This window comes from Lentzea aerocolonigenes (assembly GCF_000974445.1).
GTDB lineage: Bacteria > Actinomycetota > Actinomycetes > Mycobacteriales > Pseudonocardiaceae > Lentzea > Lentzea aerocolonigenes.
Map to the genome: position 1 here is coordinate 138101 of NZ_BBOJ01000002.1, position 12549 is coordinate 150649.

General features: G+C 69.2%; 12 protein-coding genes. 5 read left to right on the forward strand and 7 right to left on the reverse strand.

From position 1 onward, the window contains the following. Nucleotides 1-139: 139 nt before the first annotated feature. From AOM45_RS04470 to AOM45_RS04490, 5 genes are read left to right on the forward strand one after another with little or no spacing between them, the layout of a single operon-like run. Nucleotides 140-1672: an amino acid adenylation domain-containing protein gene (locus AOM45_RS04470; RefSeq protein WP_051784531.1), complete on the forward strand. Its 1533-nt coding sequence runs from the start codon at nucleotides 140-142 to the stop codon at nucleotides 1670-1672. Continuing rightward, entirely contained in the window at nucleotides 1669-2901 is a 1233-nt protein-coding gene (locus AOM45_RS04475) for an FNR domain-containing protein (protein ID WP_030472392.1), read from the forward strand. Before AOM45_RS04470 ends, AOM45_RS04475 begins: the two co-directional genes overlap by 4 nt. Before the next feature lie 10 nt (nucleotides 2902-2911). Continuing rightward, nucleotides 2912-3685, forward strand: coding sequence for an enoyl-CoA hydratase/isomerase family protein (locus AOM45_RS04480; RefSeq protein ID WP_030472393.1), 774 nt, complete (start codon nucleotides 2912-2914; stop codon nucleotides 3683-3685). After that, nucleotides 3567-4202, forward strand: coding sequence for a sigma-70 family RNA polymerase sigma factor (locus tag AOM45_RS04485; RefSeq protein WP_308202519.1), 636 nt, complete (start codon nucleotides 3567-3569; stop codon nucleotides 4200-4202). Before AOM45_RS04480 ends, AOM45_RS04485 begins: the two co-directional genes overlap by 119 nt. Further along, nucleotides 4199-4522 (forward strand): anti-sigma factor family protein, encoded by a 324-nt coding sequence (locus AOM45_RS04490; protein WP_030472395.1) that lies wholly within the window; start codon nucleotides 4199-4201, stop codon nucleotides 4520-4522. Before AOM45_RS04485 ends, AOM45_RS04490 begins: the two co-directional genes overlap by 4 nt. A gap of 20 nt (nucleotides 4523-4542) precedes the next feature. Here AOM45_RS04490 and AOM45_RS04495 read toward each other — a convergent pair whose 3' ends face one another. The 7 genes from AOM45_RS04495 to AOM45_RS04525 form a co-directional block, all read right to left on the reverse strand. Further along, nucleotides 4543-5256, reverse strand: coding sequence for a cupin domain-containing protein (locus AOM45_RS04495; protein WP_236703127.1), 714 nt, complete (start codon nucleotides 5254-5256; stop codon nucleotides 4543-4545). After that, nucleotides 5250-6131, reverse strand: a complete 882-nt coding sequence (locus AOM45_RS04500; protein WP_030472397.1) for a DUF6807 domain-containing protein — start codon at nucleotides 6129-6131, stop codon at nucleotides 5250-5252. The genes AOM45_RS04495 and AOM45_RS04500 overlap by 7 nt, the downstream gene beginning before the upstream one ends. Beyond that, nucleotides 6113-7195, reverse strand: a complete 1083-nt coding sequence (locus AOM45_RS04505; RefSeq protein ID WP_030472398.1) for a Gfo/Idh/MocA family protein — start codon at nucleotides 7193-7195, stop codon at nucleotides 6113-6115. The genes AOM45_RS04500 and AOM45_RS04505 overlap by 19 nt, the downstream gene beginning before the upstream one ends. Continuing rightward, the gene (locus AOM45_RS04510; RefSeq protein WP_035913172.1) at nucleotides 7192-8499 is read right to left on the reverse strand and encodes an ABC transporter substrate-binding protein; all 1308 of its coding nucleotides are present in this window, start codon (nucleotides 8497-8499) and stop codon (nucleotides 7192-7194) included. Before AOM45_RS04510 ends, AOM45_RS04505 begins: the two co-directional genes overlap by 4 nt. 15 nt (nucleotides 8500-8514) lie before the next feature. Then, a complete protein-coding gene (locus tag AOM45_RS04515) occupies nucleotides 8515-9423 on the reverse strand; it encodes a carbohydrate ABC transporter permease (RefSeq protein WP_030472400.1) in 909 nt (302 codons plus the stop codon). Then, nucleotides 9413-10336, reverse strand: a complete 924-nt coding sequence (locus AOM45_RS04520) for a carbohydrate ABC transporter permease (protein WP_030472401.1) — start codon at nucleotides 10334-10336, stop codon at nucleotides 9413-9415. The genes AOM45_RS04515 and AOM45_RS04520 overlap by 11 nt, the downstream gene beginning before the upstream one ends. A 250-nt stretch (nucleotides 10337-10586) precedes the next feature. After that, nucleotides 10587-12470: a phosphatase PAP2 family protein gene (locus AOM45_RS04525; RefSeq protein WP_030472402.1), complete on the reverse strand. Its 1884-nt coding sequence runs from the start codon at nucleotides 12468-12470 to the stop codon at nucleotides 10587-10589. Between the last annotated feature and the right edge of the window lie 79 nt (nucleotides 12471-12549).

Sequence of the window (12549 nt, forward strand, 5' to 3'; positions counted from 1 at the left end):
CCAGTAAAGAGTCCTTGTGGCACAACGGGTTCGTCCGTTCGACAGCGGTTCGACGACGGTTCGACAGGGCGTGAACAAACTGAGGGGGTGTCTCGTTCAGAACGGGTGACCGCGCTTCGCTCATGGAAGGGCACCCGCAGTGAATGCCGTGTTCCAGGACTCCGCCCTGCGCGATCTGCCGCCGGTGGACCGCGCCTTGTTCCAGTCGTTCGGCGCCGGACCTGTCCGGACACCACCGTTCCACCACATCCACCACGCCGTGGAGAAACAGGCGTTGCTGCATCCGGACCTGACCGCCGTGGAGCATCTCGGCGAGTCCGTGACCTACGCCGAACTGGACCGCAGAGCGGAACTGCTCGCCGAGTTCCTCACCCGCGCCGGAGTGCGTCCCGGTGACCGCGTCGGACTGTTCCTCACCAGGTCGATCTCGATGGTCGTCGGCATACTGGGCGCGCTCAAGGCAGGTGCGGCCTACGTCCCACAGGACGTGCGCATCGCACCGCAAGTCCACTTGCGACACATCGTCCGCACCGCGCGCATCGACTTCGTGCTCACCACCAGCGAGCACGAGCCCGCGCTGCCCGAGAACCTCGGCACGATCATCGCGATAGACCGTGTGCCGCACTCGGACGACTTCCACCGGACCATCACCGAGGACTCCGCGATCGCCGCCGTCATCTTCACCTCCGGCACGACGGGACGTCCGAACGGGGTGCAGGTCACGCACGCCAACCTGTGCAACGTCCTGCTGACCGCGCCCGGATGCCTCGGCGTCAGGCCCGGCACCAGGGTGTCGCAACTGCTGAACATCGCCTTCGACATGGCGATGTGGGAGGTCCTCGGCACGCTGGCCCAGGGCGGCACGCTCGTCGTCCGCGGCAGCGACATCGAGGCGACGGCGAGCACGGTGGACGTGGTCATCGCCACGCCCAGCGTGCTGGCGTCGCTGGATCCCGTCGTGTGCAAGGGAGTTCGGACGGTCGCGGTGGCCGGTGAGCGCTGCCCTCAGTCACTGGCCGAGTCGTGGGCACGGCATGCCACCTTCCACAACGCGTGCGGGCCCACCGAGGTCACGATCGTCAACACGGTCCAGCGCTACGAGCCCGGCGGCCCGCTGACCATCGGCAGGCCCGTGCCGAACACCACTGTGTACGTGCTCGACGAGGACCTGCGGCCGTGCCGGATCGGTGAGGTCGGCGAGATGTGGGCGGGTGGTGAGTGCGTGACGGCGGGATACCTGGGAGATCCCGAGCTGACGGACGCGCGCTACCGGCCGGACCCGTTCCTGGGCGGTGACCACCTGATGTTCCGGACCCGCGATCTCGGGCGGTGGACGCGCGACGGCCAGCTGGAGCACCACGGCCGCACCGACGACCAGGTGAAGGTCCGCGGGTTTCGGGTCGAGCTCGACGCCGTGACGTCGGCGCTGGAGGGCGCGGTGGACTGCAGCCGGGCCACGACGTTGCTGCACAACGGCAAGCTCGTCGGGTTCATCAGCCCGGCCAGCGCGGTGCCGGAGCAAGCCCGCAGGGCAGTCGCGGAACGGCTGCCGTACTACTGCGTGCCCACGCTGATCGTGCCGGTCGACACGCTGCCGACGACGGACCGCGGCAAGGTCGACCGGCGGGCACTGCTGTCGCGTTTGGACGGACAGAAGGAAACGGTGGCATGACCTCAGTTCACGCCGTTGCGCTCCCGCCCGCCGACCGCTCGTGGCGCACGCTCCTGCGCCGCCGGCCGTTCACCCACCACAACCGGCTCGTCGCTCTCGTCGTGCTGGTCAACCTCGGTTTTCTCGGGTGGTGGAGCGGTGACACCGACCGGGCCACCGCGCTGGTGGTCGCCAACCTGACGCTCGCCGCCCTCATCCGCCAGCAGCTCGTGATCAACCTGCTGTTCTGGCTCGCCACCAGCGCGCCGAAGCACTGGCCGTTGCGGATCCGCTGGACGCTGGGCAAGGTCTACCACTTCGGCGGCCTGCACGTCGGTGCGGCGATCTGCGCCACCGCTTGGTTCCTCGTCGTCGCGGCCACGACGAGCGGACCGCCGTTCGTCCTCGCGCTGACCTGGATGATCACGGCTCTGCTCGTGACGCTGGTGGTGCTGGCGCTCCCCCGCCTGCGGGCCAAGCACCACGACCTGTTCGAGCGGGCGCACCGGTTCGGCGGCTGGTCGGTGCTCGTGCTGTTCGGGGTGCTGGCGGCGGTGTCCAACCCGGTCTTCCTCTGGCCGCTCGCCGTCGTGGTGGCCAGCGTGGTCCTGCCGTGGCTGAGACTGCGGCGGGTGCCGGTGCACATCGTCAGCCCGTCACCGCACGTCGCGCTCGTGTCGTTCGACCACGGCGTCACGCCGTTCGCGGGCTCGTCGACGACGGTGAGCCGCAACCCGTTGCTGGAATGGCATTCCTTCGCCAACGTCCCGGCGCCGGGCCGCAGCGGTTTCCGGCTCACCATCTCCCGCGCGGGCGACTGGACGGCGAAGTTCATCGCCGACCAGCCGAGTCACGTGTGGGTCAAGGGCATCCCGACCGCGGGCGTCGGCAACATCGACAAGCTGTTCACCAGGGTGGTGTGGGTCGCCACCGGCAGCGGCATCGGCCCGTGCCTGCCCCACCTGCTGGCCGGTGACACGCCGTCGGTGCTGGTGTGGTCGACCCGCAACCCGCGCCGCACCTACGGGGACGCACTCGTCGACGAGATCCTCGGCGTGCAGCCCGACGCCGTCGTCTGGGACACCGAGAGCCAGGGCAAGCCGGACCTGGTCGCGCTCGCGTACGACGCCTGTCGGCGGTTCGACGCCGAAGCGGTCATCTGCATCTCGAACAAACCCACCACGTGGCACGTCGTCGAGGAGCTGGAGTCGAGGGGAATTCCGGCCTACGGCGCGATCTGGGACTCGTGAGGAGACCACTGTGGACTATCAGACGCTCGTACTCGACGAGCACGACGGCGTGCTGACGGTGACGGTGCACCGCCCACCCGCGCGCAACGCGTTGTCCCAGCAGACCCTCTCCGAACTGCGCCACCTCTTCAGCCACCTCACGGGACCGCGCGCGGTGCTGCTCACGGGGTCCGAGGGCCCGGCGTTCATCGCGGGCGCCGACATCCGCGAGATGGCCGCCATGACACCGGAGGAGGGCGAGGCGTTCGGTGCGCTGGGCCAGGAGGTGACCCGGCTGATCGAACGGTTCGGAGTACCGGTGATCGCGTGCGTCGACGGGTTCGCGCTCGGCGGCGGCTGCGAGATGGCCATGGCGTGCGACTTCGTCTACGCCACCCGCAAAGCGGTGTTCGGGCAGCCGGAGGTCTTGCTGGGCCTGATTCCCGGCTTCGGCGGCTGCGTCCGGCTGTTCCGCCGGGTCGGTGTGGCCAAGGCGCGCGAGCTGATCTACTCGGGGCGCCGGGTCGACGCCGAGGAAGCCTGCCGGCTCGGGCTGGTGAACGCGGTGTTCGACACCCGCGAGGAGATGTTCGCCGCCGCCCGCCTGGTGCTGGCCGACATCGCCGCCAACTCCCCCACCGCGGTCGCCACCTGCAAGTCGGTGATCAACGAGGTGGACGGTCTCGGTGTCGACGACGGTCTGCGCGTGGAGCTCGACGCGTTCCGGCGGACGTTCACCACCGACGACATGCGCGAGGGCACAGCGGCCTTCCTGGCCAAACGCACGCCGGATTTCCGGCACTAGGCGGTGCGTCATCAACGATCACAGCACTCTGCTGCGCGCACTGCACGACGGTCACGCCGACGCGCTCTGGCGTTACGCGCTCCGCCTCACCGGTGACGAGCAACTCGCCGAGGACGTCGTCCAGGAAGCCCTCCTGCGGGCGTGGCGCAATCCCTCGATCCTCGAACAGGGCATCACGGCGTCGAAGGCGTGGCTCTACGCCGTGGCGCGCAACTTCGCCATCGACGAACGCCGCAGCGCCCGTGCCCGCTGGGAGATCGGGTCGGCCCGCGTGCCGGAACAGTCCCGGTGCGACCAGACCGACACGACGCTCGACTCGTGGCTGATCGCCGACGCGTTGTCCCAGCTCAAACCCGAGCACAAGGTGGTGATCGTGCGGGCGTACTTCCGGGGCGAGTCGATCGCGGAGCTCGCCGACGCCCTGGAGGTGCCGCCGGGAACGGTGCGGTCGCGCCTGCACTACGGCCTGCGCGCGCTGCGGCTCGCGCTGGAGGAGAACGGGGTGACCGGGCGGTGACGTGCCCGTACCGCGAGTGGGACGTGGCGTACGTGCTGGGCTCGCTGCCTCCCGGTGACCGGCAGGTCTACGAACGCCACCTCGCCCTGTGCCCGCCGTGCGAGCACGAGGTGGGCCGGCTCGCGGGCACGGCGGGTCTGTTGTCCCGCGTGCCCGCGAAGTGGGCGGTGGAGTCGCTCGAACCGGCCGCGGCCGTGCCGGCCACCGTGCTGCCGCGGCTGGCTCGGGCGGCGCGAAGACGGCGTCTCACAGTCACGGTGACGACGATCGTGGTCGCCGCCGTGCTCGGAGCGGTGCTGGCCTTCGTCCTGTGCCCGTGAAGCCTTCAGCCCCAGCAGACTCAGTCGTGCGGCGACTTCCCCTCGGACGGGTCGTGCACGTCGAGCCGCCCGCACATGCCCAGCCGTTGCGGCCCCTCCGACCGCATCACGTGGATGTCGGCCTCGGCGAGGTGCCCGAGGTCGCCGTCCCGCAACCGGTCCAGGTGTTCGCCGGTGCGTTCGGCCGACGCCAGCGCACCGGCCCGCCACCGCTTCTCCCACGCGTCCAGCGACTCCTGCTTCAGGGCGAGGCCGGCGGCGTAGAACTCGTCCAGCGCCGCGTGGTCTCCGGCCTCCACCCGCTGCCGCAGTTCCAGGAACCCTTCGAGGGCCAGGTCCCGGCGGCGGCGCGCGGACTCCTCGTCACCGGCCTGCGCCCGCACGGCGTACCCCTCCGCGTCGGCCAGGACCGGCGCCGGGAACGTGAACACCGCGTCACCCGCCTCGGGGAGGCCGCTGTTCTGCATCATCACGATGATGCGCAGGTCGCCGTCGTTGACGAGGCGGTGGATGGTGCCGGGCGTGAACCACGCGACCGTGCCCTCGTGCAGTGGCGTCTCGGCGAAACCGCGGCGGGTCAGGGTCTGCACGCTGCCCCGCCCGCCGACCACGTAGTAGCACTCCGCGCAGGTGAGGTGGACGTGCGGCGATCCTCCGCACAGCCCGTCCACCGTCGGCCAGTCGTAGACCCGCAGACCGGAGATGCCGATGCCACCGGGGAACGGCGTCACCACGGGTGAGTCTCCACATAGGACTCCAGGTGCTCGCGGTCCCACTCACCGGTGGCCACGACGAGCCGGTACCGCAGGCTCAGCGACTCGCCCGCGGCCACCTCCACGGTGTCGAAGAACGCGAACGACGGGTTCACCGCCGCGAACGGCGTGGAGCGCACGAACCAGTGGGTGTTCTTGTTCTCCGGGTGGTCGATGAACAACAACGTCGACGAACGGTCCACCTCGTCGTGCTGACCGACGAACGCGAGCCACCGCGCCGCCTTGCCCATCATCTCCTGCCCGGAACCGCCGTCGGCGGTGATGACCGTGCCCTCGGTGAACGAACGCGGGCCGCGCCAGAAGAAGCCGGTGTAGCCCGCGAGCTCACGGCCGTTGGTCGTCGGGCTGCCGAAGACCAGCGGTTCCGAGCGGAGGTTCTCCAGCGTGGTGGCGAACTCCAGCGTCCACGCGTCGTCCTCGACGTCGCGCACGGTGACCGACCGCGACTCGCGCACCCAGTTCTCGCCGGCCTCGGTGAACCAGGACAGCGTCTCCTCGAAGCCCGAGTCCGTGGACGTGAACTCGTCGTGCCGCATGCTGCCGACGTTCGGCAGCGCCACGTACCCCTGGTCGCGCAGGTACGTGTTGCCACCCCAGAAGTTCTCGCCCGACACGTCGGTGGCGGTCATCTGCACGCCCTTGTGCCAGCGGTGGTCGTGCGGCCGGAACGCCGTCACCACGTCACCGGCCAGGGTCCGCACGGGGTGCAGGTACGGCTTCGGGCCCTCGAACGCCGGCGTCGACGGCCGGTGGACGTAGGTGAAGAGCTCGACGTCGCCCACCGACGCGACGAGCACCTCGTCGTCGTGCCGAGTGATCACCGGGCGTTCGCCCATGGGGCACCGATTCCTTCCATCGTCGCGTAGAACGGGCTGTCCGGCCCGATCTGACCGGCCTTCACCGCGGTTCCGGTGAACGCCGAGGCGTACAACGCCGCGATGAACTCCATGGTGTTGCGCGTGTCCGCCATCGTCACCGGCGGCGTCTCACCACTGTCCAGGGCGTCGAGGAACGCCGCCAGCTGACATCCGTGGCCGCTGACGACCCCGGACTGCTCCTCCCGCCAGCGGTCGGCGACGTCGTCGTGACCGGGCGCGGGCGTGACGGTCCAGTGGGCGTCGGTGTAGCCGTAGAGGTGCTCGACCTCGACCGTCGCGTGCTCGAAGTCGAACCGCAGCTGCGAGGTCTCCCTCGGCGACAGCACCGAGTTGATCACCGACGCGACCGTGCCGTCGGCGAAGGTCACCAGCGCCATCGACACGTCCTCGGTCGCGACGTCCCGCGCCTGCCTGGCGGCGATCGCCCGGATCTCCTGCCAGGGGCCGAGGATCGAAAGCATCATGTCGAACTGGTGGATGCCGTGGCCCATCGTCGGACCGCCGCCCTCGCTGTCCCACGACCCGCGCCACGGCACGTCGAAGTAGGCGTCGCCGCGGTACCAGAGGGTGTCGCTCTTCGCGACCATCGACCGGCCGAGGAGACCTTCCGCCATCATGCGGCGCAGGCGGACCGCGGCGGGCCCGAAGCGGTGCTGGAACACCGTCGCCACCCGGCCGGCCGAGTCGCGTTCGGCCGCGATCAACGTGTCGATCTCGCTCAACGACAACGCCGGCGGCTTCTCCACGAGCACGTTCACGTCGGCGGCGAGACTTTCGAGCGCGAGCGGCACGTGTGCGCGTGGCGGAGTGCACACGTGCACCACGTCCAGTTTCTCCGCGTCGAGCACCGCCGCGAGGCTGGGGTAGACGCGCGGTCCGCCCCACTCATCGGCGAACGCGTTCGCCCGTGCCTCGTCCACGTCCACGACGGCGACGAGCTCGATCCGCTCTCCCGCCGCCCGCAACGCCTCGGCGTGCGAAGTCGCGATCGCACCCGTGCCGACGATGGCCGCGCGCCTCACTTCGCCGCGTCCACTTCGGACTGGACTTCCTTGATGAACGACGCGGCCGCCGCGTCCGGCGTGGTGCGGCCGAACAGGACGTCCTCGGTCTTGCGCTTGAGGATCGCGTCGAGGGTGCTGGCACCCTTCGGGGTGATCCGGGGCGGGTCGCTGACGGGCACGGTGTCCAGGTACTCCTTGGCTGCCTTGTCGGTTTCCTTGAGCTGGCCCGCGATCGCGTCGCGGATCTTGAGGTTCGCGGGCACGCCGCGTTCGGTCAGCAGGATCTTGGCCGCTTCCTCGTCGTTGGCGAGGAAGCTCACGAACGCGGCGGCCTCGGCGGGGTGCTTGGACCGCGACGACACCGACCAGAACATCGACGGCTTGTAGTAGGCGCCGGGCTTGCCCTGCGACTCACCGGGCAGGCGCAGCAGCTTCAGCTTGGCGCCACTGGCCGCGGTCAACGCGGTCAGCTGGGTGTTCCACCAGAAGCCGAACGCCGCGGTGTTGGTCGCGGTCGCGGACTGGTTCAGCCCGGCGGAGGCCTTCTCGATCGTCACCGACGGCGGTGCGGCCACCCCGGTCTTGGACAGGTCGAGGATGTACTGCCAGTACTGCGTGGCGATCTCGGGCGGCAGGACGACCTTGCCCTGCTGGTCGAACAGCGACTTGCCCTGCTGCCGCGCCCGGATGCTCAGCCCGGCGGTGTCGTTGATGCCCGGCGACTGCACGCCGAACACCTGGCCACCGCCGGCCTTGGAGACCTGGTCACCGATCTTCTTCAGGTCGTCCCACGACCACTTGGTGTCGTCGGGCACCGGGATGTCGTACTTCGCCAGCAGGTCGGTGTTGACCATGATCGAGTACATGCCGAGGCCCACCGGCAGGCCGTACTGCTTGCCGTCGACGGCACCGGTCGCGAGCGCCTTCTGGTCGAAGTTCGCGGTGTCGAGGTGTTTCTTGGCCTCGTTTAGGTCGAGCAACGCGCCGCGCTCGGAGTAGGAGGCGATGTACAGCTCGTCCATCTGCATGATGTCCGGCGCGTCGTTGGCCGCCATGGTGGTGGCGAGGCTGTCCCAGTAGCCGTTCCACTCCTTGAACTCACCCTTGATGGTGATGTTCGGGTGCTTCTTCTGGAACATGTCGATGACCTGCTGGGTGCGCTTGTGCCGGTCGTCCGCGCCCCACCAGGTGAAGCGCAACGTCACCGGCTCCGCGGTCAGGTCACCGCCGGCCTCGGAACCGGACCCGCAGGCCGCCAGCATCGACGCGGTCAACGACACCAGGACCGTTAACGCGGTGCGACGGCGAACCCCTTTGAGCATGTCCATTCCTTTCGGCTACTTGCCCCCGGTCGTGGCGATCCCCTTGACGAGGTACCGCTGGCCGATGAGGAAGGCGAGGAAGATCGGGACGAGCGACACCACGCTCATCGCGAACTGGGAACCCCACGACGTGGCGACCGTCGAGTCGACGAACGAGCGCAGGGCGACGGGCACCGTGTACATCTCCGGGTCCGTCAGGTAGATCAGCTGGGTGAAGAAGTCGTTCCACGTCCAGATGAACGTGAAGATCGTCGTGGTGGCCAGCGCGGGTTTCATCAGCGGCAGGACGATCTGCGCGAAGATCCGCGGGTGACCGCAGCCGTCGATGCGGGCGGCCTCGTCCAGCTCGCGCGGCAGGCCGCGGATGAACTGCACCATCAGGAACACGAAGAACGCGTCCGTGGCGAGGATCTTCGGCACGATCAGCGGCAGGAACGTGTTCACCCACCCGGCCTGCGAGAACAGCACGTACTGCGGCACGATGATCACGTGCACCGGCAGCATGATCGTGCCGAGCATGATGCCGAACCACCACCGCTTGCCGCTGAAGTTCAGCCGGGCGAACGCGTAGGCCGCCATCGAGCACGACACCAGGTTGCCGATGATGCAGCCCAGCACCAGGATCGTCGAGTTGAGCAGGTACGTCCCGAACGACGGGTTGAGGGCGTTCCAGCCCTCGGTGTAGTTCTCGGTCTGCAGGCTGTCGAGGATCAGGCCGGGGTTGCGGAAGATCTCGTCGCCCGGCCGCAGCGAGCTGACGATCATCCACAGCACCGGGTACAGCATGATGAACCCGATGACGACCAGGCCCAGGTGCTTGGCCGGCACGATCAGCCGCCGCCGCAGGGAGGTTCGGGCCGGTGGTGGTGTCACCGGCGGTGCCGGGAGCGGGGCCGTCGTTGCTCGGCGCACATCAGTCGTCATAGAACACCCAGTACTTCGCCGCCCAGAAGTTGATCGCGGTGAACGCCGCGATGATCAGGAGCAGGAACCACGCCAGCGCCGACGCGTAACCCATGTCGAACCGGCTGAATCCCTGTTGGTACAGGTAAAGCGTGTAGAACATGGTCGAGTCGGACGGTCCGCCCGTGCCGCCGGAGACCACGAACGCCTGCGTGAACGACTGGAACGCGTGGATGATCTGCAGCACCAGGTTGAAGAACAGGATCGGTGACAGCAGCGGCAGGGTGATCCGCCAGAACTGCGACCACTTGCTCGCGCCGTCGATCGCGGCGGCCTCGTAGTAGACCGCCGGGATCTGCCGCAGACCCGCCAGGAAGATGATCATCGGTGAGCCGAACGTCCAGACGTTCAGCACGATCAGCGTCGACAGCGCGGTGTCCGGGTCGGAGATCCAGCCCCTGCCCTCGATGCCGACGAAGCTCAGCACCCGGTTGATCAGACCTTCCGCGCCGAAGACCTGGGTCCACAGCACCGCGATGGCGACGCTCGACCCGAGCAGTGAGGGCAGGTAGAACGCCGAGCGGTAGAACGCGAGTCCGCGCAGCCCGCGGTCGAGCAGCAGCGCCACCCCCAGTGCGCAGGCGAGCTGCAGCGGCACCGACACGAGCACGTAGGTGAACGTGACGCCCAGCGCGTTGTGCAACCGTTCGTCGCTGAAGATGCGGGCGAAGTTGTCGAATCCGATGAACTTCGGCGGCTGGATCAGGTTGTACTTGGTGAACCCGAGCAGGAACGACGCGAGCACGGGGCCGACGGTGATGAAGATCAGTCCGGCGAACCACGGCGCGAGGAACCAGAACGCCGCCTTGTTGTCGCGCTTGCGCACTTGGACGCCGCCGTGCCGCAGCTGGCGCAGTTCGTCTAACGCGCTCATGAACCCCTGACCCCATCGGCTGGAAAACGCTTTCCGGAGTCTGCATCGGGGGTTCGCGAGCGTCAAGCAAGGTCGTCGAACAGCGTCGAACGGCGTTGTCGAACGGAGACGCCTCGTTCGATAACAGTCCTTTGTGGACCGAGCGCTGAAGTCGAGCCGACCGGGCATACCGGTCACACTGTTCGGCGCGAAAAGCACGTTCAGGCCATGGGCGGCCCCAACGTGCTTTTCGCGCCAAAGACAGCAGGCGCTAGTCCAGGACGCGCACCGACAGGCCTGCCAGGCCGTAGCGCGCCTCCACCCGGTGCCCGCCACCCGCCACCGTGATCTGCGCGAACCTGCCGACCAGCACCGGCGCCGCCAGCACCGGGACGACGGCACCGGCAGGCACGTTGTCCAGCGTGATCTCCAGGGTGCTGCCGCTGCCCAGCGTGATCGGGCGGCCCGCGGTCAGCGGTGCGCAGCCACCCTTGCGGGCCGTCACCGCCAGCACCGATCCCGAACCCTGCCGATAGCTCCGCACGCGGACGGCGTTGTCCAGCCGCAGCGTGCCCGATCGCAGGTCGACGTCTCCCTTGCCCAGCGCGGAAGCCGACGCGGCCACGAGCGTGCCGCCCTCGACGCGGGTGGCACCGGTGTAGCTGTTGGCGCCGGCGAGCGTCAGCGCGCCGCTCCCCCGCTTGACCAGTCCGCCGCGGCCGCCGATCGCGTTGTGCCAGGTGTCGGCGGCGTGGAAGCCGCCGCGGTTCGCGTCCATCTCGACCCGCACGTCCGCGTCGAACGCGCCGAAGCCGTCGGCCGCGGCGAACAGGTTCAGCCGGCCCCACTGCTCCGTTCCGTCGAGCAGCGCGTGCCCGGACGGCAGAGCGGTGGTGCGCAGGACCTCCCGCCGCTGGTTCGCGGTGAGGTAGGGCTGCCTCGTCTCCAGCAGCACCTCGGCGCCCTTCGGCACGGTCATCGGCACCCGCCGCCCGGTCCTGGGCAGCCCGTAGGTGAGCAGCGGCGCGACGAGTGCCGCGTTGGCCTCGCGATCGGCGTACGGGTCGGTCGCGGTGTCCGCCGAGTGCGCGTACTCGAACACCTCCGCGCCGGCGTGCTGGCGGAAGTACTCGCTCGCCTGCGTCCTGGCGGCGGCCTTGAGCGCGGCGTTCTGCGGGTCGGCGAGGGTGGCGGCGGTGAGCGCCGTCGCGAGGATCCGGCCGCCGATCACGTCGGCCGGGGAGTGCATGCCCGCCACGATCCGCATGTCGGCCAGGTCGAACGCCCTGGTCACCAGCTCCTGGAACCGTTCGGGGACCGCGTAGGCCAGCGCGAGGCACGCCAGGTGCAGCGCGTTGGTGTGGCCGCTGGGGTAGCCGCCGTCCTCGGCCGGCTTCGTGCTGCGCTGGCGCAGCAGCTGCGGCGCGACCACCACGTCGCTGCGGTACACGGGGTAGCCGAAGTCGTCGGTCTCACCGGTCGGCACGACCGTGCTCTCCGGGCTCAGCCGCCACGGACGCGGGTACTGGTAGGCGAACTTCGACGGGTTGCCGGAGGCGAACGGCCCGCGCACCGTGTTGACCAGGGTGACGACCTGCCCCAGCGCGGAGTCCGGGGAGCCCGCACCGAGCGCCGATCCCGCCGGGGCGTCCGGCGGCAGCTTCTCGTCCACAGTGGACGGCGGCGTGCCGTCCGGCGCCTCGGTGATGCCCGTGACGGCCTTCGCTCCCGCCTTGTAGAGGTCGGCGAGCGGGCCGAGGCCTCCGATGGCGGCGTAGCTCTGGTGCTGACGGTCCACGATGAACGCTCGCTTGGCCTGATCGGCGGTGCGCGCCCTGGTGATCCGCGCGCAGTGGCGGACGTTGGCTTCGAGCACGTTCCGGTTGAGCACGACTCCGTTGTCCCAGCTGGTTCCGGTGCGCCAGAGGTCCTGCATTCCCGAGAGGACGCGGACTGCCGCGTTGGTCTCCGGCGTCTGGTTGGCGAGCACGTTGGTGCGGTAGGAGTCGACGAACGGCGCCGCGCCCGTGGGCAGTTCGGCGGCGTTCGCCTCGAGGGCCCGGTCCAGTGCGGTCGGGCCGATCAGCAGGCCGGCGGACAGCATCGCCGAACGACGCAGCAGCGTTCTGCGGTCGAACCCTTCGGCGGTGGTCATGTTAACGCTCCCAACAGTCCTTCAGGGACATGTGTGGCGGCACAGGGATTGTGGTGCACAATACGCAGCGAAACGGGAA